Source organism: Microbacterium lacus, assembly GCF_002812805.1.
GTDB lineage: Bacteria > Actinomycetota > Actinomycetes > Actinomycetales > Microbacteriaceae > Microbacterium > Microbacterium lacus_A.
This window is the reverse complement of record NZ_NMUM01000030.1, coordinates 59,902-80,115: the sequence shown is the minus strand read 5'-3', so window position 1 is coordinate 80,115 and position 20,214 is coordinate 59,902. Positions and strand designations below refer to the sequence as shown.

19 protein-coding genes and 1 tRNA gene are annotated in these 20,214 nt (G+C 69.2%); 12 read left to right on the top strand and 8 right to left on the bottom strand.

Annotated features, from left to right (window positions below; genetic code table 11):
• Positions 1-26: 26 nt before the first annotated feature.
• Both CGU34_RS10390 and CGU34_RS10385 read right to left on the bottom strand, forming a co-directional pair.
• A complete protein-coding gene (locus CGU34_RS10390) occupies positions 27-1,376 on the bottom strand; it encodes an IS256 family transposase (RefSeq protein WP_100813506.1) in 1,350 nt (449 codons plus the stop codon).
• Entirely contained in the window at positions 1,309-2,160 is an 852-nt protein-coding gene (locus CGU34_RS10385; RefSeq protein WP_157811278.1) for a DUF222 domain-containing protein, read from the bottom strand. The genes CGU34_RS10390 and CGU34_RS10385 overlap by 68 nt, the downstream gene beginning before the upstream one ends.
• 187 nt (positions 2,161-2,347) lie before the next feature.
• Here CGU34_RS10385 and CGU34_RS10380 point away from each other — a divergent pair, with 187 nt between their 5' ends.
• Positions 2,348-2,821 carry an SIP domain-containing protein gene (locus tag CGU34_RS10380; protein WP_100814055.1) on the top strand — a complete coding sequence of 158 codons (474 nt, stop codon included), beginning with the start codon at positions 2,348-2,350 and terminating at the stop codon, positions 2,819-2,821.
• Here CGU34_RS10380 and CGU34_RS10375 read toward each other — a convergent pair.
• From CGU34_RS10375 to CGU34_RS17550, 4 genes are all read right to left on the bottom strand, one after another.
• The gene (locus tag CGU34_RS10375; protein WP_036300610.1) at positions 2,800-3,264 is read right to left on the bottom strand and encodes a hypothetical protein; all 465 of its coding nucleotides are present in this window, start codon (positions 3,262-3,264) and stop codon (positions 2,800-2,802) included. The two genes, CGU34_RS10380 and CGU34_RS10375, sit on opposite strands and share 22 nt — an antisense overlap.
• Positions 3,261-4,091 carry an arginase family protein gene (locus tag CGU34_RS10370; protein ID WP_100814054.1) on the bottom strand — a complete coding sequence of 277 codons (831 nt, stop codon included), beginning with the start codon at positions 4,089-4,091 and terminating at the stop codon, positions 3,261-3,263. The genes CGU34_RS10375 and CGU34_RS10370 overlap by 4 nt, the downstream gene beginning before the upstream one ends.
• 85 nt (positions 4,092-4,176) lie before the next feature.
• Positions 4,177-4,929 carry a PspA/IM30 family protein gene (locus CGU34_RS10365; protein WP_036300614.1) on the bottom strand — a complete coding sequence of 251 codons (753 nt, stop codon included), beginning with the start codon at positions 4,927-4,929 and terminating at the stop codon, positions 4,177-4,179.
• A 102-nt stretch (positions 4,930-5,031) separates the two neighbouring features.
• On the bottom strand, positions 5,032-7,125 hold the full coding sequence (locus CGU34_RS17550) for a TPM domain-containing protein (RefSeq protein ID WP_100814053.1): 2,094 nt from the start codon (positions 7,123-7,125) through the stop codon (positions 5,032-5,034).
• A 222-nt stretch (positions 7,126-7,347) separates the two neighbouring features.
• Here CGU34_RS17550 and CGU34_RS10355 point away from each other — a divergent pair, with 222 nt between their 5' ends.
• From CGU34_RS10355 to CGU34_RS10335, 5 genes are all read left to right on the top strand, one after another.
• A complete protein-coding gene (locus CGU34_RS10355; protein ID WP_100814052.1) occupies positions 7,348-8,190 on the top strand; it encodes a DUF3097 family protein in 843 nt (280 codons plus the stop codon).
• Between the two features lie 162 nt (positions 8,191-8,352).
• Positions 8,353-9,108 carry a tRNA (guanosine(46)-N7)-methyltransferase TrmB gene (trmB, locus tag CGU34_RS10350; RefSeq protein WP_100814051.1) on the top strand — a complete coding sequence of 252 codons (756 nt, stop codon included), beginning with the start codon at positions 8,353-8,355 and terminating at the stop codon, positions 9,106-9,108.
• Between the two features lie 53 nt (positions 9,109-9,161).
• Positions 9,162-10,070, top strand: coding sequence for a CPBP family intramembrane glutamic endopeptidase (locus tag CGU34_RS10345; RefSeq protein ID WP_036300626.1), 909 nt, complete (start codon positions 9,162-9,164; stop codon positions 10,068-10,070).
• Between the two features lie 171 nt (positions 10,071-10,241).
• Positions 10,242-10,658, top strand: a complete 417-nt coding sequence (locus tag CGU34_RS10340) for an RNA polymerase sigma factor (RefSeq protein ID WP_332870622.1) — start codon at positions 10,242-10,244, stop codon at positions 10,656-10,658.
• Position 10,659: 1 nt separating this feature from the next.
• A complete protein-coding gene (locus CGU34_RS10335; RefSeq protein WP_036300627.1) occupies positions 10,660-11,265 on the top strand; it encodes a hypothetical protein in 606 nt (201 codons plus the stop codon).
• A gap of 280 nt (positions 11,266-11,545) precedes the next feature.
• On the opposite strand, the gene CGU34_RS10330 is transcribed toward CGU34_RS10335, so the two are convergent.
• Positions 11,546-11,618: transfer RNA gene (locus tag CGU34_RS10330), tRNA-Arg, on the bottom strand.
• A gap of 66 nt (positions 11,619-11,684) precedes the next feature.
• Positions 11,685-12,500: an SGNH/GDSL hydrolase family protein gene (locus tag CGU34_RS10325; RefSeq protein ID WP_051513525.1), complete on the bottom strand. Its 816-nt coding sequence runs from the start codon at positions 12,498-12,500 to the stop codon at positions 11,685-11,687.
• Positions 12,501-12,807: 307 nt separating this feature from the next.
• Here CGU34_RS10325 and CGU34_RS10320 point away from each other — a divergent pair, with 307 nt between their 5' ends.
• From CGU34_RS10320 to CGU34_RS10295, 6 genes are all read left to right on the top strand, one after another.
• Positions 12,808-13,659 (top strand): transglutaminase-like domain-containing protein, encoded by an 852-nt coding sequence (locus CGU34_RS10320; protein ID WP_036298858.1) that lies wholly within the window; start codon positions 12,808-12,810, stop codon positions 13,657-13,659.
• A gap of 123 nt (positions 13,660-13,782) precedes the next feature.
• Positions 13,783-15,450, top strand: a complete 1,668-nt coding sequence (gene argS / locus CGU34_RS10315) for an arginine--tRNA ligase (protein WP_036298855.1) — start codon at positions 13,783-13,785, stop codon at positions 15,448-15,450.
• A gap of 2 nt (positions 15,451-15,452) precedes the next feature.
• Entirely contained in the window at positions 15,453-16,262 is an 810-nt protein-coding gene (locus CGU34_RS10310) for an LmeA family phospholipid-binding protein (RefSeq protein WP_232711635.1), read from the top strand.
• Positions 16,262-17,362: an adenosine deaminase gene (gene add / locus CGU34_RS10305; protein ID WP_157811277.1), complete on the top strand. Its 1,101-nt coding sequence runs from the start codon at positions 16,262-16,264 to the stop codon at positions 17,360-17,362. Before CGU34_RS10310 ends, add begins: the two co-directional genes overlap by 1 nt.
• A 93-nt stretch (positions 17,363-17,455) precedes the next feature.
• Entirely contained in the window at positions 17,456-18,892 is a 1,437-nt protein-coding gene (gene lysA, locus CGU34_RS10300; RefSeq protein ID WP_036298842.1) for a diaminopimelate decarboxylase, read from the top strand.
• Positions 18,889-20,214, top strand: coding sequence for a homoserine dehydrogenase (locus CGU34_RS10295; RefSeq protein ID WP_036298840.1), 1,326 nt, complete (start codon positions 18,889-18,891; stop codon positions 20,212-20,214). The genes lysA and CGU34_RS10295 overlap by 4 nt, the downstream gene beginning before the upstream one ends.

Sequence of the window (20,214 nt, the reverse complement as noted above, 5' to 3'; positions counted from 1 at the left end):
TTGTGTAAGCGGGCATCGGTGGGTGGTCAGAGGTAGGGGTTGATTCGGTCGGGGAACGCGATCGCGAGCTGCGAGAGCGCCTTCTTCCAGTTCGTGGTGACGGCGCCTTCGACCAGCCGCGGTGGGGCTTTGCGTTCGTTCGAGGGCTTGCCGCGTTCCTTCGCCCGCTCGAGGGCTCGCTTGTCTTCGATGTTGCAGATCGCGAGCCAGAGCAGCTTGACGACTGCCGCGTCGTTCGGGAAGTGACCCCGGTTCTTGGTCACTTTCCGCAGCTGGAAGTTCAGCGACTCGATCGCGTTCGTCGTATAGACCACCCGCCTGACTTCGGGCGGGAACCCCAGGAACGGGGTGAACCGCTCCCACGCGTTCTCGAACGCGGCGACCGTGTGCGGATTGCCCTGACCCAGATCGGAGGCCGCGAACGCCTCCAGCGCTGCCCTCGCCGCGTCCGCGTCGGGGGCTTGATAGATCAGCTTCAACGCGGCGGCGACGGCTTTGCGTTGCCCGTAGGAGACGAACCGCATTGACGCTCGGATCAGATGAACGACGCAGGTCTGCACGAGCGATTCAGGCCAGGTCGCCTCGATCGCTTCTGGGAAGCCGGTGAGCCCATCGCAGCAGACGATGAGCACGTCGCGGACGCCGCGATTGGCGAGCTCGGCGCAGACGGAGGCCCAGAACTTCGCGCCCTCGGCTTGCTGCACCCAAATGCCCAGGACGTGCTTGACGCCTTCCATATCGACGCCGACCGCGATGTGAGCGGCCTTGTTGCGCACGTGTCCGCCGTCGCGGACTTTCACCACGATCGCGTCCAAGTAGATGACCGGGTAGAACGCTTCCAGCGGCCGAGACTGCCAGGCAAGGACCTCGTCGGAGATCTCGTCGACGATCTTGGAGATCGTCTCGCGACTGATCTCGGTGCCGATCGTCGACGCCAAGTGGTGTTCGATATCGCGCACCGTCATTCCGCCGGCATAAAGCGACACGATCATCTCGTCCAACCCGCCGAGGCGACGCTGGCCGACCGGCACCAGCCTCGGGATGAACGTCCCGTTCCGGTCCCGCGGGATCGAGAGTTCGACATCGCCAGCGACCGTCGAGACCGTCTTCGGGAACGAACCATTGCGGGAGTTGTCATGCAGCGGCGCCTCGGGATCACCACGCTCGTAACCGACATGTTCGGTCAGCTCAGCGCCCAGACCACGCTCGAGACCCGTCTTGATCAACTGCTGGATCAACCCGTCCCTGCCATCGAGCTGCACCTCGCCAGCATCAATCTTCGCGAACAGATCATCCAGCACCCCCGACTCACGCAGCCGTCTGGAGCCTTCCTCCTGCCGTCGCCGTCGCTCCGCTCGAGCTTCTTTGTCGATCATGGTCATCAGTGTCGTCCTTCCATAAGAAGCAGACACCCCTTACACAAACGATCTGACACCCTCCTGCGAGGGTCCCGGCAATGGTGCCTGCGGCGCCATCCGGGCCTGTTGCGTCACCACCCCGCCGTGCATCGATCACGGAGCGTGCCATCTCGCTGAGGCGGTCGTGCACGCCGTGCGCGACCACGGCGGGCAGGAGCGCGCGCAGCTCGGCCATCCCGTCGTCGACATCGGTCACCCACACGGCCCGATCCTCCACGGCGCGGCGGTGGCGCTGCTCGAACGTGGTGTCCGCGTACCACTCGGCGCGGCGCTTCGCCAACGGTGTCAGCCGCGTCGCGGACTCCGTCGCCGCGATCTGCAGCACATCCTGCTCGAACTCCGCCCGCATCTCCGCGGTTTCGATGATCGCCCCGGCCGTGACGATCGCCCGCACGTGCGCGGTCGAGATGACTCCGGCATCCAGAGCCTCAAGCGTCCCGACGTAGTCGTTCACGAGCGTTGCGGCTTCACCCATCTGACGTTGCACCGTGCGGTCGCTGACCCGCAGCGCGGCGCCGATCTCGGCCGCGATCGATCGATACGGGAACCCGGCGTCTGAGCCGACGCGACTGTTGTCGGCTTCTTCGGTCCAGTCCGAAGCGATCGTCTGCGCCTCAGCCAACATCCGGGCTTCTTCCGCATCCAACCGGGCTTTCGCCGCACGGATCTCGATCAGCCTCGGCAGCATCACATTCATCCGCGCGTCAGCCCGAAGGCGGGCGTTCAGTGCGGATTCGGTCATGACTAAATCATCCGACCAACCACCGACATTGAATCCCCGAAAAGCACCCGGATCAGGCCTTCGCAGATGAGAACAACATGAGAAAACCGCCCGCACCCGTAGCATCCGCACCGGGGATCGAGTCGCGCAGGTTATTCACGGCCACAAAGGTAAGGCTCGCCTATCTCCGGGGTATAGTTGAGGCATCATGTCGATCGATTCCCTCCCCACCGCTGCGCCCCGCACCACGACGCGTCGTGCGTCGCGTGCGAGCCGCGTGCAGCACCTGGTGACCGCCGACGAGACCTCGCTCACCGAGCTCGAGGCGCTGCTCGTGACGCTGCCGCTCTGCTCCACGGGTCGCATCTTCGTGGAGGTGCCGGATGCGTCCTACATCACGGACTTCGAGGTGCCCCAGCGCATGACGCTGACGTGGCTCGACCGGTCGCGCCGCTCGGGTGAGCCGGGAACCAGCCGCGCCTGTGCATCCGGCGCCGCGCTGACCCGCGCCGTCACGGCCTGGGCCGACGAGATGATCTGCGGCGAGGGCGACGATACGCGCGTGACCCTGCTCGGCGGATTCCTCGGCACCGCCGACATCCTCGAGCACCTGACCGAACGTCGCGGTGTCGCGCCGACGGCGATCACCACACCCCAGCGTTACGGCTTGCTCGCCCGCTGACGCGGAACGTACCGGCCGTCTTCCAAGCCTGCCTCGATCTCGAAGCGGTTGCGGAGCGGGTCCCGTCCGGCGATGGCATAGAGCAGCGGCATCAGCATCCCGTACTTCTGCCACTGTCGGCGATGAATCGCCTCGTGCCGCAGGACCGAGGCGGGGATGGTGCCGTCGCCGGTCAAGAAGCATGCGCCCGTGCACACACCACCGCGCGCGAAGGCCCACTTGGGCATCCCGCGGAACACCCACAGGCCCTGCTTACGTTCGATGCGCCCCGTGCTCAGCAACCCGCCCCACACCCAGGCGACGCCCGTCGCGTACAGATATCCGGCGCGGCTGACGGGCGAGTCGAGCAGGAACGCGGGGATGAATCGGTCCAGCAGTTCTCCGCGGCGCACGGCTCGATCGGCGCGTTCGCGCCATCCGACCGGGGGAGTGGCGGGGCTCATACGAGGGCTCCGACGATGCGGAGGATCGTACCCAGATCGTCGACGGCATCGTCGGGGGACGACGGCGAGAACTCGGTGATCGCGGCGCCCGCGAGCGGGAAGCGCTCTCGCAGAGCCTTGATCGTGGCGATCAGGTCTGCGGGCTGTGCCCCGAACGGAACCGGGAAGGCGAGGCCCGCGACGGCTCCCGGGTCGAGTACATCGAGGTCGATGTGCAGAAATACGCGGCTCGCACCGGTCTCGGCGACCGCGGCCACAACGGATGCCGGGTCGGCGAGACTCTCGACCGGGAGCATCCGCATGCCCGTCTTGGCGATGTAGTCCTCTTCGGGCGCCGCAAGATCCCGCGTCCCCACGAGTAGCACCCGATCGGGCGTGATCGCGCCGGCCGGAAGCGTCATCCCCTCGACGCCCTCGCCGAGGACGGCGCGCAGCACCATGCCGTGGAACGCACCCGATACGACGGTCTCGGGCGTGTGCAGGTCGGCGTGCGCGTCGAGCCAGACGAGCGCAACATCGGAAGCGGCGCCACCCTCGCCGACGACGGCCGCGACTGCTCCGACCGAGACGCCGCAGTCGCCACCGATCACGATCGCCGGACCGTCACCGTTCGAGACGGCATCCTGCACCAACTCGCGCACGCGGCGGAGAGTAGACAGGCGCCGCACGCTCGTCTCGAGGCTCTCGCCCGCCTCGGCCGGCACCTCGACGAACGTGCACGCCGATCGAGGCAGATCACCCGCAATGGCGGTCGCCCCGTCGACGAGCTGCATCGCGCGACTCGACGACGAGCCCTGCCATTGCGGGACGATCACGAAGCGCGTCATCTGCCTATCTTTCCGCAAGCGCCGCGCCGCGGCATCCGCTTCCTGTTCGGGATGACGGATGCCGCGGCGCGGTCGTGCTCGTTGCTCAGAGGTCGGGGCTCGGCGCGTCGATCGCGGCGCGCTGCGGGCCACCGGACTTCAGCTCGGCCAGGCGCGCCTCGACCTCGGTCAGCTGACCCAGGTCTTCGAGGCTCTCGAACTGCGCGTCGATGCTTGACGCGGCAAGCTCCGCCTTGCCCGCGGCGAGGGCTTCCTGACGACGGATCTTGTCTTCGAAGCGTCCGAGCTCGCTCGTGGGGTCCATGACGTCGATCGACTTGACGGCGTCGTGCACGCGGTTCTGCGCCTCGGCGGTCTTTGCCCGCGCGAGCAGTTCGCTGCGCTTGGCGCGCAACTGCTCGAGCTTCTGCTTCATGCCGTTGAGGCCATCCTTGAGCTTGTCGACGACCTCGGTCTGCGACGCGATCTGCGGCTCGGCGGCACGAGCCTCGCCCTCGGCCGCGATCTGACGCTGCAGCGCGATCTTTGCCAGGTTGTCGAACTTGTCGGCGTCGGTCGGGTCGCCGGCTGCGCGCAACTGGTCGGCCTTGCGGCTCGCCGCGAGAGCCTTGCCGCCCCACTCCTTGGACGCCTGGATGTCTTCCTGGTGGTCGCGCTCGAGCAGGCGCAGGCTTCCGATGGTTTCGGCGATCGCGGTTTCGGCGTCGGCGATGTTGTTCGTGAAGTCGCGGACGAGCTGGTCGAGCATCTTCTGCGGGTCTTCGGCCTGGTCGATCATGGCGTTGACGTTCGCCCGCACGAGGGTTGAGATGCGGCCGAAAATGGACTGCTTGGCCATTACGGTTTCCTTCCTTGTTGGCTGTTCACGTGGTCTGTTGTGGTTTGTGATCTGGATGACGGATGCATGGGGCACCGATCGGCTGTCATGCCGGGCGCCGGGTCAGAACCGGCCTCCGCCGCGTCGTCCTCGGGTTCCGCCGCCCCCGAAGCTGGCGGGGCGGGCGCGGCCGCCCCCGAAGCTGCCGCCGCGTGAGCTTCCCCCGCGGGAGCTACCTCCGAAGCCGCCCAGTCCGCCGAGCCCCCCGAAGCCGCCCGACGAGCGCGAGCCGCCCCCGCCGAGGAGGGAGTTCAGCACGACGCCTCCGAGCATGGCCCCGAGCATCCCGGATCCGCTGTTCGAGCCTGATCCGCCGCCGAAACCCCCGCCGAGGCCGCCGCCGTCGAAAGCACCGACGTCGCGTTGGGCTGCGCTCGTGGCCTCGGCCGCGAGCTGCGCCGCACGACCGGCTTGCCCGAGCGCCGCGGCCGCATCGGTGGCTTGGAGCTGCTGCGCCCCCGCAAGCGAAGCGCGCGCCTCGGCCAGTCGCGTGCGGGCCGTCGCCCCCACCGCGCCGCGGCGTGAAGTGATGTAGTCGTCGGCCGCCGAGATCTGCGCCTGAGCCTGCAACATGGCCTGCGCGAGTTGCTGGCGGGCGCGTTCGTCGCGAGCCTGGGCGTCGCGTACCCCCGCGATGACGGCATCGATCTGCTCGTTCGCGGCTCGCAGCGCCTCGAGCGCGGCGAGGGGCCGGCTCGGCGAAACGAGCAATTTCCGTGCTTCGTCGAGACCGCGACGCGTCGCAAGCGTTGCCGCGGCGATGCGGCCGTCCGGGTCGGGGAGGGACGCGGCGGTCGCGAGGTCCGTCTCGAGCTCGCTGACGAGCGCGGCCGCCTGGCGCTCACCCTCGGCAAGGTTCGTCGTGAGGTCGTCGATCGCCTTTTCGAGGAGCCGTGCCTGATCGACCGCGTCCTCGGCGGCGCGGATGCCGATGGCGGCCTCGCCGCCCCTGCCCGCGCCCACGTCGCGCTGCGCCTCGGCGAGTTGTTCCGTGGCGAACTCCAGGCGAGCGCGGGCCTGATCGGGGTTGTCCGCGACGGTGGCGAAGGCTTCCGGAGCGTATCGGGTCCCGAGCGTGGCCAGAGCGGCATCGGCTGCCTCGATCGCTGCCGCAGCTTTGGTCCTCTCGTCCTCGACGCGGACCAGTGCCTCGGGAGCGTTCCGCTCGAGCTGGCGCAGCTCGTCGAAGGCCGCGGCCTTGGCATCGAGGTCGGCGTTCGCTGCAGCGCAGAGTTCGAGGATGCGAGAGTATGCCGCCCGCGCCGAGGCATCCGTGTCCGGCTTCTCGTCGTCCAGGGACTGTTGCAGTCCGAATGCCTCGGTCATCGCCGCGCGGGCACGGGCGAGAGCGTCCTCGAATTCGGCCGTGGCTTCGTCGCCGAACTGCGCCCTCGCGAAGCCGAGTTCTTGCGTGCTTGTCGTGATCGCGTCATCGGTGGCGACGAGGGCTGCGGATGCCTGTCGCTCGAGCTCTTCGGTCGACACGACAGGGGCCTCTACTCCGGCGCCGGTGGGACGCTTGCGCTTGCGCAGCAGCACCCATCCGACCAGCACGAATCCGGCGACGACCACAGCGCCGACCGCGAGGAGGGGGAGGAAGCCGGACGAGCCGCCCGAGGTGGCGCCGCCATCCGTTCCACCGCCATCAGTGCCGCCGTCGGTCGTGATGCCGATTGCCTCGCCGAGTCCCGCGGCCGTCGCGTCGATGGCGCCCAGCCAGTTATCGTCGGCGAGCGCGGGCTGTGTGGCGTTCTGCTCGATCGCGCCGAGATGCTCGTCCGTCACGGGGCCCGCGCTGTCGCCCGAGAGGTAGAACTGTCGGGATTCCGTTGCTACCGCGAGCAGGTATTGCGTCGGGCCGAGACCGTTGTCGAGCGCGGTCTGATTGGCCCAGTCCGCAGACGACGACGGGTCGGTGAACTCGTCGACGAAAACGACCCAGAGGTCGAGGCCCGACTCCTCGCGGAACTCGGCGAGGTCGGCTTCCGCGGCCGAGATCTCGTCCGACGTGAGGACACCCACGTCGTCGAGGACGTAGCCGGTGCCGAGGGTGACCGGCGCAGTCGCGCTTGCTGCCGCGGCAGGACCCAGCAGCAGTGCCGTGACGAACAGGCCGAGTGCAGCCGCGCGCGCATTCAGAGACCAGCGCGCGCGCATCGCGACCCCCTTCGAGGGCCGAGGAACAGCCCACCCGACGAGTCTATGCGTCGTCCGGCATGCCCGATAGCGGGCGCCCAGCGCCCACACGGCGATCGCGCGCGCTCACGGCGAGCCCGCGCGATCGGGCTGCGGGGGCGAGGTAGCGTTTCGCGGCAGGTGACCGATGTCGCGGGCGGGAACGAACCACCCGCCCGACCCGCGAGACCCCCGGAAGGCGACATGGACGACAGGTACGGAACGGACGTGCTCGCCGCGGGATGGCGGGACAAGAACGCCCGCCGCGTGCCGCGGGTAGCCGCCGAACGCGACCTGGTCGTCGAGGTCGCTACGGACGGATGGTGCGGCGCCGTGACCGGCGTGAAGTCCGGCCACGTCGAGCTCGAGGACCGGCATGGGCGTCGTCGCCTGTTCCCCCTGGGCCCCGGATTCATGGTGGATGGTCAGCTTGTCGAGCTCGGACCGCCGGCGCCTTCCGCGCCTGCCGCCCGGCCGGCGACCGCCCGCACGGCGTCGGGTTCTTTCGCGGTCGCCGACGCCCGGGCCCGGGTCGCGCTGCCGAGCCGGATCCTCGTCGAGGGTCGGCACGATGCCGAACTGGTTGAGAAGGTCTGGGGCGATGACCTCCGCATCGAGGGCGTCGTCGTCGAGTATCTCGAGGGTGTCGACCTGCTCGACGCGATGCTCGCCGCCGAGCCGCCGTCCGCGAAGCGCCGCTACGGGGTGCTTGTCGACCACCTCGTGCCGGGCTCGAAAGAGGCGCGGATCGCCGACGCCGTGGCGCGCGGGCCGCACGGCGCGCACATGCTGATCGTGGGGCATCCGTTCGTCGACGTCTGGCAGTGCGTCACGCCGCAGGCACTGGGTATCCGGGCGTGGCCCGAGGTTCCGCGGGGGATCGACTGGAAGACGGGCATCTGCCGAGGCTTGGGCTGGCCGGCCGAAACTCCCGCCGACCTGGCTCGCGCGTGGCGCCGGGTGCTGGGCGCGGTGTCGTCGTACCGCGACCTCGAGCCCGCCCTGCTCGGCCGCGTCGAAGAACTCATCGACTTCGTCACGTCCTGAGACGTCGGCGTGCGCCCCTCCCTGGCCCTCCCGGCGGCCCTCGAGGCGGCGAAACACCTCATCTGCGCCGAAACACCCTGTGCCTGGGGGTGTTTCGCCGCAGAAAGGGTGTTTCGGCGGAGTTGGTAGCGCCCGCGGGCCGACGGGCGCGGCGGGGGACGGATGCCGGGGCTCGATAGCCTGGAGAGTGTGACCGAACCCGACGAACCCACCTTCCGAGACAAGCCGGTTTCGTTCGTCCGGCGGGGCGGCCGGATGTCGGACGGTCAGGAGCGCGCCTGGATCGAGCTCGCCCCCGCCTACCTGATCGACGTTGAGCGCGGCAACGCCGAGACGTCCGTCCATCGTGATGCTCGCCTGGACCCGGCCAAGGTTTACGGGCGCACAGCCCCCCTGATCGTCGAGGTCGGGTCGGGGCAGGGCCACGCGATCATCGCGGCGGCGCTCGCGCATCCCGAAACCGACTTCCTCGCCGTCGAGGTGTTCCGCGCGGGGCTTGCCCGCACGATGCTCGACGCCGAGCGCGAGGGTGCTCGCAACATCCGGGTCATCGAGGCGAACGCGCCCGAGGTGCTGACGACTCTGCTGCCCGAGGCATCCGTCGCCGAACTGTGGGTGTTCTTCCCCGACCCGTGGCACAAGAACAAGCACACCAAGCGCCGGCTCGTGACGGAAGAATTCGCGGACGCCGCCGCCCGCGCCCTCGCGCCCGGGGCCATACTGCGTATGGCGACCGACTGGGAAGACTACGCGCGTGGAATGCGTGTCGCGCTCGATGCCTCGCCGCACTTCGAGCGCGCGTTCGACGGCGACTGGGCCGAGAGGTTCGACGGACGCGTCATGACCGCGTTCGAGCGCAAGGGAATCCGGGCGGGTCGGGCCATCCGTGATCTGGCCTATCGGCGCGTCTCTGCGTAGCTGCCCGATGCGCGCTCACTCGGGATCGCGCACCGTCTGAGAGACTGGTTCCGATGCCTGCGCTCACCGATAAGAACGCTCCCGTCCGTCCGACGGTCTGGATCGGGCTGCTGCCGGCGCTCGTGATCTGTCTCGCGGCCCCCGCCCTCTTCGTCTTGCAGATCGCGTGGCTCGGCTGGGCGCTTTTGGCCCTCGGGATGCTGCTCGCCTGGCTGCTGCGCGGTCGCCTGGATGGTCGGGGTTCCGCGGAGGCATCCGATTCCCTCTCGGACCCGCACGCCGCTGGAGGCGTTACTCGTCCGCCGAGCCTCGTCCGCGACCTGTCGCTGATCGCGATCGGGATGCTCATCGTCAGCGTCATTCCGTTGAAGGCCGAACTCGACAACTGGGCGATGGTGCGCTTCACGCTCGCGCTGGGCGGCGCGGTGCTCGTGCCGTATCTGATCTCGCGCTACGTCTACCGGGACTATGCGATCCGGTTCCCCTGGCGCGGAGGCGGCAGGTGGACGACGTTCCAGTGGACGTGGCTCGTCGTCGTGCTGGCGCTCGGATGGCTCATCCTGCCCTTCTACTTCATCACCTCGGGCGTCTACACGAACTGGCCCGTCGTGAACACGCCCGAGCTGATCGCGCGCCTGTTCGCGGGCGTGGGCGCGGTCGGCATCTGGGATGAGCTCTTCTTCATCTGCACGGTCTTCGTGCTGCTGCGTCGTCATTTCCCGATGTGGGTCGCGAACGGGCTGCAGGCGATCGTGTTCGTCTCGTTCCTGTGGGAGCTCGGGTACCAGGCGTGGGGTCCGCTGCTGACGATCCCGTTCGCCCTTCTGCAGGGCTTCATCTTCCTGAAGACCCGGTCGCTGGCGTACGTCGTCACGGTGCACCTGTTGTTCGACGCGGTCGTCTTCCTGGTGCTGGTGCACGCGCACAACCCTGGAGTGCTCGACGGGTTGTTCCTCGTCTGACGCTTTGTTGGATTTCAGACGCCGTGAACCTTTTCGGGTCGGCCGGACATAACCGGGTATGAGCGACGAAGACCGACACGACTGGGCGGGTGTCTGCGCGGACGACGAGGCTGCGCTGGCCCGACTGTTCGACCGCACGGCGACCGGCTATTTCGGCACGCTTCGCGCTTTCTGAGCATCCGCGAGGATGCGAAGGATGCCGTGGTCATCGCGTTCTCAGAACTGTGGCGCAAGCGTCGTTCGGTGCGTCTGGTCGATGGGTCGCCCCTGCCGTGGCTGCTGAACACCGTCAGTAACGCGGCGCGGAATCTGGAGAGATCGGCGCGCCGGTATCGGAACCTGCTCGCCCGGACGCCGCGAGCGGAGGATGTCCCGGCACCGGTCATCGCCGACGAATCCGGACTCCTCGGCGCGCTGCAGGGGCTGCCGACGCGCGAGCGCGAGGTCGTCGTGCTGACGATTCTCGAGGGCTATCCGGAGAAGGACACCGCTGCCGCGCTGGGCATCCCGGTCGGCACGGTGAAGTCGCGTCTTGCACGGGCGAAAGCCCGGTTGCGGGACGACATCATCCCGATGTGGGAGAGCTGACATGGACGATCGAACAGTACTGGGCCCGGACGAGAAGGCCGAGATGCGCGGGCTGGTGCTCGCCGGCGCGGCGCGGGCCGACAGCATCCGTCGGCGCCGTGCGCGCGTGGCCGTCAGCGTCTCTGCGGTGGTCGTGGTCGCGGGTATCGCGGTCGGTGCAGCATTCGCGTCGGGGATGCTCGGGCGGGGGAGCGTCGCGCCTGCGGTTCCAGCGCCGGCGCCATCCGGCTCGATGACTGAGGACGCCGAGCCGTTCTCCGACATCGCGGCCTATGCACGGCCTCGGACCGCGCAAGACGAGCTTCCTGCCGAGAAGCTCGACGGCGGGTATGACAATCTGCGACCCGAGACCTCCCGCTACGTCGGAACGCATGACGACATCGATTACTGGATCGTCCGGGGTGTTGATGAGGGCTCGATCTGCATGGTCATCGATGTGCGCGACCGCACCGACGGATACACGGGCTGCGGAGGCATCACGCTATGGGGGTACTGGATCCGGACGAGTGCTCCCGGACTCCTTGAGGCGCAGATCGGTCCCCCTGGCTCGGCCCCCGAAGGATGGATCGAACTCGACGAGAATCTGAGCGTCAACCCCAACCCGTGAGGCGCGGCAGTGCTGGCCCTGGCCCGCGCCGACACAGCCAGTGCCCGGCCGAATCGTCGCCGTGTACCGCGGGCGGCTGTGATCGGCCTCGCCGCCGCGCTCGTTCTCGGTGGAGCGGTTCCGCTTCCCCGGAGTCTGGCTCGAAGTGGGGCACCTGAGGTGTTGCGGGGCAGGGTGAAACCTGCCCCGCAACGCTTTCGGTGCCCCAGTTCAAACGCGTCCTGGTACGAGCGCCCGAAAACGAAGAAGTCCCGGGTGAAAACCCGGGACTTCTGTGCAGTGCCCCCGACTGGAATCGAACCAGCGACCTTTGGTACCGGAAACCAACGCTCTATCCCCTGAGCTACGGAGGCGTACCGATCGAGGTTATCACCCGGCGGAGCGCCTTCCGGTGCAGGCGAAGCGTAACGAAAGCCCGGTCAACCGTCGGTCGGCGCGGGGGTCTCGGCGACGGCCTCGACCACAGCCATCCGCTCGGCGAGCGCCTGCGCCAATCGCTCCGCGAGGTACGCGTGACCGGCGGTGGACGGATGATTCCTGCCGACGCCCGTGTCGATGACATCGAAATAGTTCGACGCGACGATCCACGTGTCGTCGATGGGGGAGATGTACCACCAGCCCCGTTCGGCGGCCAAGCGTGAGAGCTCCGCGTCGATCAGGGCCGTGCCGCCCTCGACCGGAAGCACCTGAGGGGCAGGTCCCAGCACGACGATCGAAGCATCCGGATACGTTGCGGAAAGCGCGTCCCAGGCCGCATTCACGGCGCCGGCATAGTCGCTCTTCGCGACGAGCAGCCGATCGTTGATCGACCCCTGCACGATGATCAGGTCGGGATCGAGCTCGGGATCGAGTGCCGCGATGCGCTCGCCGAAGGACGGTCCGTCGATGCCCGGCTTCAGGTACCCGCTGCCGCGCACACCGTCGACGACGGTCGTCCAGCCGGTCCGGCGTCCGAGCTCGTACGCGTAGCCGAGAGTCGGGTCACTCGCCGCGGAACCGTACGTCCACGAGTCGCCGAACACGAGCACCGTCGCATCGGACGGAATGGTCAGGGCGGCCGGGGCCGAGGCATCCGTTCCGGCGTTCTGGAGTCCGGCGCCGCCCGCAACATCGGAAGCAGGCGTGGGGCGCTGCCACGGCTGCCAGGCGCCGATCACGGCGGCTGCCACGACCGCCGCGGCCATCGCCCAGACCACGCCGACGCGCACGCGCGGACGGCGGGAAGCTTCGGGCATGAATAGAGGGTAAGTCACGGAATTATGTGCAGATGCCACGGTAGTCGTCGTGCGTCGTCGGGGCCCGCTCGGGTGGGTCTCCTCCGCTGAGGGGAGGAGATCTGCCGAGAGGAGGGCCGATCCCGCGCTTTCCTCCCTCCGCTCGGCAGATTCCCTCCGCTCAGGCGAGGGAGAGGAGGTCTGCACCGCGTCGCCCGGCGAGCAGCGGCGGGCGTCACACGGGCGTGCGCGTGGCCATCGAACCGGCACAGGCGCGGGCTCCGCAAGGGCGCGCGGGGGCGTCACGCGCGCGTGCGAGGATGTCTCGGTGCAGCGCATCGTCACCGCAGAACTCGACCTCGATCTGGCCGGCCCCGCCGACCTGATCTTCTCGTTGACGACCGCGCGCCAGGTGCCCCTCGCGAGCGAGATCTTGACCTTCACACGGGACGATCTGGTGTACACCCCGACCGAGATCATCGACCAGGACGGCACCCGCCTGCACCGATTCACCGGCGAGCCCGGCCCCCTGCGCGTGCGGTACGAGGCCGTCGTCGAGGGGCAGACCGGACCGGCGCGCACGAGCGAGCTCGACAGCATCATCTACCTGCGTCCGAGCCGCTACTGCCAGTCCGATGAGGTGTTCTCGCAGGCACGCCACCAGTTCGCCGGCCTCGCGGGCGCTGAGCTGATCGCCGCGGTAACGCGTTTCGTCGAGCAGTCGGTGACGTACACGCCGGGGCTGAGCCTCGGCACCGACAGCGCCGTCACGACGCTCATGACCGGGCAGGGAGTGTGCCGCGACTACGCGCACGTCGTGATCGCCCTGCTGCGGGCCATGGACGTGCCCGCCCGCTACGCCGCTTGCTACGCCCCGGGGCTCACCCCCATGGACTTCCACGCCGTGGCCGAGGCGTACCTCGACGGGGCCTGGTACGTCATCGACGCCACGCGACTGGCCGACCGGCGCTCGCTCGTGCGTATCGCGACCGGGCGCGACGCGGCGGACTGCGCATTCCTCAGCTTCCACGGCGCGCAGGTCGGGCTCGACCGCCTGCACGTCGACGCCTGGGTGGTGCCGGATGTCGCGGGCCCGTCGGACCCGGATGATCCGACCGCGGATCCGTTCGCCGAGGCATCCGTCCCCGACGACCACGTGGAGCTTGTGCAGCTCGGCTGACCCTCGCGGTCCCTGAGCTTGTCGAAGGGACTCCGCTGGTCGCTTCGACAAGCTCAGCGACCGTCCGCGCGACGGCGAGCGCGACCGAGGCCCACACGGGCGCCGAACTAGACTGGGCCAGCTATGAACCCCGAGGATCTCTCCGCCGCCCTGCTCGCCGTCGTCCGCCCGCTCGCCGAGGCGCGACGCCCGGGTTCGACCGACGGGCTCACCGCGGCGGACCTTCCGGTCGAGCGTCCGAAGAACCGCGACCACGGCGACTGGGCCTCGAACGCCGCCCTCAAGCTCGCGAAGCTCGTCGGCGCGAACCCGCGCGAGCTCGCAGGCGAGATCGCCGAAGCCCTCGCCCAGGCTGAGGGCATCGAGAGCGTGGATGTCGCGGGCCCGGGTTTCATCAACATCACCCTCGATGCCGCCACGGCAGGTTCCCTCGCCCGCACGATCGTCGAGGCGGGGGCCGCATACGGCACGAACGAGTCGCAGCGCGGCAGCACGATCAACCTCGAGTTCGTCAGCGCCAACCCCACAGGTCCCATGCACATCGGGCATACCCGCTGGGCTGCGCTCGGCGACGCCATGGGGCGCGTGCTCGCGGCCAGTGGTGCGACCATCGTCCGCGAGTTCTACATCAACGACGCGGGTGTGCAGATGGACCGCTTCGGCGGGTCCGTCCTTGCCGCGGCGAAAGGCGAGCCCACCCCCGAGGACGGCTACCCCGGCTCGTACATCCAGGACCTGGCGCAGCGGGTGCTCGCGGAAGAGCCCGGCCTGCTCGACCTGCCCGAGGGTGATCAGCTCGCGGTCGCCCGCGAGCGCGCCTATGCTCTTCAGCTCGGCGATCTGCAGAGCTCGCTCGTCAAGTTCAACGTGCATTTCGACGTGTGGTTCAGCGAGCGGACCCTGCACGCCAAGCCCGCGGATGGTGGGCCCAGCCTCGTGGACGAGGCCGTCGATCGCCTGCGGGCACAGGGTCACGTCTTCGATGCGGACGGTGCGGTGTGGGTGCGCACGACCGATTTCGGCGATGACAAAGACCGAGTCATCCGTAAGTCCGACGGTGAGTACACGTACTTCGCCGCCGACGCCGCGTACTACCTCAACAAGGGTGACCGCGGCTACGCGCACAAGATCTACCTGCTCGGCGCCGACCACCACGGTTACGTGCACCGTCTGAAGGCGCTCGCCGGAGCCGCGGGGGATGACCCCGACACAGCCATCGAGGTGCTCATCGGGCAGCTCGTGTCGATCAACGGCGCGCGACTCAGCAAGCGCGCCGGCAACATCATCGAGCTCGACGATCTGCGCGACTGGATCGGGACGGATGCCTTGCGCTACTCCCTGGCGCGTTACCCGGCCGACTCACCCCTGACGCTCGACCCCGAGATTCTGCGCAAGCGCACCAACGACAACCCGGTCTTCTACGTGCAGTACGCCCACGCGCGCACGCACAACGTCGCCCGCAACGCCCAAGACTCGGGTGTCGATCGCAGCGAGTTCGCCCCCGAACTCCTGACGCACGAGACCGAGTCGGCGCTGCTCGGGGCGCTGCAGGAGTTCCCGCGCATCGTCGGATTCGCGGCCGAGGTGCGGGAGCCGCATCGCGTCGCCCGGTACCTCGAAGAGCTCGCAGGCCTGTACCACCGCTGGTACGACAACTGCCGCGTCATTCCGCTCGGCGATGCGCCGATCGAGCCCGTCCACCGCACCCGTCTCTGGCTGAACGACGCGACCGGACAGGTCTTGCGCAACGGTCTCGACCTGCTCGGCGTCTCGGCGCCCGAACGGATGTAATGATGACCACGCCGCCGCAGGACGCGCCGACCCTCTACTGGGACGATGCGCCCCCGCCCCGGCGCAAGCGCCGGCTGTGGCCCTGGATCGTTTCGCTCGTCGTCGTGATCGTGCTCTTCGGCGGCGCCGCGTTCGCCGGCGAGTGGCTGGCGCGCGACCTGGTCGAGCGCGGCGTGCGCGGGGCACTCGCGAGTGAGCTCGGCGTCCCAGCCGAGCAAGCCGAGGTGCAGGTCGAGGGGCTCGTCATCCCGCAGCTGATCTCGGGTCGATTCGACGAGGTTCGGATCTCTGCACAGGATGTCTCGCTCCAGGGCTTTACAGGAGATGTTGATGTCACGGCGCGCGGTGTGCCACTCGCCGTGGACGGTCCGCTCGATTCGGCCGAGGCGACGGTTTCGCTCGACCAAGAGCAGGTGCGCACGCTGCTCGCGGGCGTCGAGGGGTTCCCCGAGGAGTCGCTCGCGCTCGCGGGGTCCGAGGTCGCGATCTCGATCGACCTCAATCTGTTCGGCGTCGCTATACCGGTCGGCGTGGGTCTCACACCCTCGGCGCAGGCCGGCGCGCTCGCCCTCACCCCAGCATCGCTGTCGGTCGCCGGCGCGAGCGCCGATGCGCAGGGCCTGCGCGACCAGTTCGGCGCGCTTGCCGACGTCGTTCTGCAGACGTGGCAGGTGTGTATCGCGTCGTCGCTGCCCGCCGGGCTCACCCTGACCGACGTCGCCGTGGTCGATGAGCGGGTCGTGGCGGACTTCGACATCGCCAGCGGCATCCTGGTGGATCCCACCCTCCAGGACTCCGGCGTGTGCGGCTGATGATCGTCGCGATCGATGCCGCTCGCCCCATCGCGCCTCGGACGGGTGGGACCCTGCTCATCAACCTGCACTCGCACCTCGAGGGACGGGTGCGGCCCGAGACGGCCGCCCAGGTCGCCCGAGAGCTGGGCCTGCCGGATGCCGACCGCGACTGGGCGCAGGCACTGCAGCTGGAGCGGCCTGCGGATCTCACCGAGTATCTCGTCAAGGTCGTGTCGTCCTTCCCGCTCTTCTCCCGCCTGGATTACCTCGAACGCATCGCCCGTGAGGCCGTGGAGGACGCCGCCGCGGACGGCGAGGACTACCTCGAGCTGCGTTTCGGACCGGCCTCGCACGTCTCCGGCGGAGACCTGGATGCGGTGATCGCGGCCGTCTGCCGGGGGGTGGCGGACGGCGCCGCGGCGACACGGATGCCCGCGGGCGTCGTGGTCGCGGCGCTCCGCAGCGACCCGACCGAGGCGAATGAGGCGGTGGCACGGGCGGCCGCGCGGGCCGCGGGCCGCGGCGTCGTGGGCTTCGACCTGGCGGGCGACGAGAAGAGGTTTCCCGAGCTGGAACGGTATGTCGACGCGTTCGCGATCGCCGGGAGTGCCGGGCTCGGGCTGACATGTCACGCCGCGGAGGCGGCGCCCGGACGGGCGGCGGTCGAAGCCGTCGAACTGCTCGGCGCGACGCGCATCGGGCACGGCGCACGGATCGCTCGCGAACCCGGGCTCATGGACTGGTTCGTCGAGCGGGGTATCGCCATCGAGGTCTGCCCGACATCGAACCTGTACACGGGGGCGGTGGACTCTCTCGACGACCACCCAGCCGCCCGGTTCGCGCGCGCCGGTGTCCGTGTCGTGCTGGGCGATGACAACCCCCGCCAGACGGGTTCGATGCTTTCGAGAGAGGCAGAGGTGCTCCGCGAGGATCTTGGCTTCGACGATCGGCTCATGCATCGGATGGCCGAGGACAGCGTCGCCGCCGCGTTCGTCGATGAGTCGACCCGGCGGGGGTGGCGGGACCGCCTCGCATCGGCCGACGGCCCGGATGTCGCCCCGTTGCGGGACGTCGTCGCCGACGGCGGTGAAAACGGAGCGGCGCGGGCTGGCGGCTAGACTGCAAGCGTCGCCCTGCGTGAGAACCTCCGCCCGGGCACCCGCTGCTTCCCGCGGCTGATCCCTTGCCGTATCCACCCGATTGGTCTGCTCGTGTCCGTCGCCTCGCCGCTCGCCCCCGGATGGCTCGTGCCGCCCGCCGACGCGAATGCGCTGGCCCCGCATGTGTGGCCCGCCGCCGCGCATCGACGGGACGACGGCCAGCTCGAACTCGGTGGCGTCGCCGTCCGCGACCTCGCGGCGCAGTACGGCACCCCGGTGCTCGTACTCGACGAGGACGAGGTGCGCGCTCGCGCTCGCCGCACGCGTGAGGCTTTCGAGGATGCGGCGGCGCGCCATGGCACGACGGCACGCGTGTACTACGCCGGCAAGGCGTTCCTGTCGAGCGAGGTCGCACGCTGGGTCATGGAAGAGGGTCTGAGGGTCGACGTCTGCACGCGCGGTGAGCTTGAGGTCGCCCTCGCCGCCGGTGTGCCTGCTGCCCAGCTCGGGTTCCACGGCAACAACAAGTCGGTCGGCGAACTCGAGCGTGCGGTCGAGGTCGGCATCGGATCGATCGTGATCGACAGCGTGTGGGAGCTCGACCGCCTCGCCGCCATCGTTGAGCGCATCGGCAATGAGAGCGCCCCTCAAGACGTTCTCTTGCGCGTGAACACGGGCGTACACGCCGAGACCCACCACTTCCTCGCGACCTCGCACGAAGACCAGAAGTTCGGCTTCGGCCTCGAACTCGCCCCCGAGCTCGTCGCCCGGGTGCGCGCGACGCCCGGACTGAACCTCGTCGGGCTGCACTGCCACATCGGTTCGCAGATCTTCGGCACCGACGGCTTCCGGGCCTCCGCGGCCCGCCTGCTCGGCGTGCTTGCCGACCTCCCGGGCGGGCCGCTCCCGGTCCTCAACCTCGGCGGGGGATTCGGCATCGCGTATACCTCGGCCGACGAGCCGACCCCGATCGGCGAGCTCTCCGAGGGCATCGTGTCGGTCGTCGCGAGCGAGGCCCACAAGCTCGGCGTCCCGATCCCGGCCCTCGCGTTCGAGCCGGGCCGGAGCGTCGTGGGTACCGCGGGCGTCACGCTGTACGAGGTCGGGACGACGAAGGATGTCTCGGTCGAGACATCCGACACCGCCGGCTCCACGGCATCGGCCACGCGTCGCTACGTGAGCGTGGACGGGGGCATGAGCGACAACCCGCGCCCCGCGCTCTACGATGCGCAGTTCTCGGCCCGCATCGCCGACCGCACCAGCACGGCAGAGCCCGCCCTCGTGCGCGTCGTCGGCAAGCACTGCGAATCGGGCGACATCGTCGTCGACGCCGAATACCTGCCCGCGGATGTCGCACCCGGCGACCTGCTCGCCGTGCCGGCGACCGGGGCCTACTGCTACGCGCTCGCGAGCAACTACAACCATGTTCCGAGACCGCCGATCGTGGCCGTCCGGAACGGAGCGTCGCGCGTGATCGTGCGCGGCGAGACGATCGACGACCTACTCTCCCGCGACGCCGGGCTTGCGGGTCGGAGGGGAGACCGATGACCGACTACCGCACCCTGCGCGTTGCGCTGCTCGGCGCCGGAGCCGTGGGCTCGCAGGTCGCCGGGTTGCTGCTGCGCCACGGCGATGAACTGGCCGACCGGGCCGGTGCGCGCCTCGAGCTGGCCGGCATCGCCGTGCGCGATGTCGACGCCCCGCGCGACGTGGACCTGCCGCGCGAGCTCTTCACAACGGATGCCGAGTCGCTGATCGTCGGCTCGGACATCGTCATCGAGCTGATGGGTGGGCTCGAGCCCGCCCGCACGTCGATCCTGCACGCCCTCTCGTCCGGTGCGGACGTCGTCACGGCCAACAAGGCGCTGCTCGCAACCCACGGCGCCGAGATCTACGATGCGGCGGACCAGGTCGGAGCATCCGTCTATTACGAGGCCGCCGCCGCGGGCGCGATCCCCATCATTCGCCCGCTCCGCGACTCCCTCGCGGGTGACCGCGTGCGCCGCATCATGGGCATCGTGAACGGCACCACGAACTACATCCTCGATCGCATGGACACCGAGGGCGCAGACTTCGCCGAGGTTCTCGCCGACGCGCAGCGCCTGGGTTATGCCGAGGCCGATCCGACGGCTGACGTCGAGGGGTACGACGCCGCGCAGAAGGCCGCGATCCTCGCGAGCCTCGCGTTCCACACCAGCGTTCCGCTCGACACCGTGCACCGCGAGGGCATCACCTCGGTCGATGCCGCGCTGATCGAATCCGCGCGGCACGCCGGATACGTCGTCAAACTCCTCGCCGTATGCGAACGGATCGAGGATGCCTCGGGCGCCGGACCCGCTGAGGCGATCTCGGTGCGTGTCTACCCGGCACTCGTGCCCCGCACGCACCCGCTCGCGAGCGTCCACGGCGCCAACAACGCGGTGTTCGTCGAGGCGGAAGCCGCAGGAAGCCTCATGTTCTACGGCGCGGGCGCCGGGGGAGTGCAGACAGCATCCGCCGTTCTCGGCGATGTCGTCTCGGCAGCGCGCCACCACATCGCCGGCGGCGTCGGGGTGGGGGAGTCCACCCGCGCCAACCTGCCCATCCTGCCGATCGGCCGCGTCACGACGCGGTACCAGATCACGCTCGAGGTCAGCGACGAGACGGGCGTGCTCGCCACCGTCGCCGGGATCCTCAGCGAGGGACGGGTCTCCATCGCGACCGTCGAGCAGACGGTCGTCGCGGACCCGGATGGTGGCCCCGGCATCGCACGCATCGTGATCGGCACACACAAGGCACTCGAGCAGGACCTCAGCGACACCGTCGCCCGACTCGCCGCCAGCGGCGTCGTCGAGCGCGTGGTTTCGGTTCTGCGGGTAGAAGGAGACTGA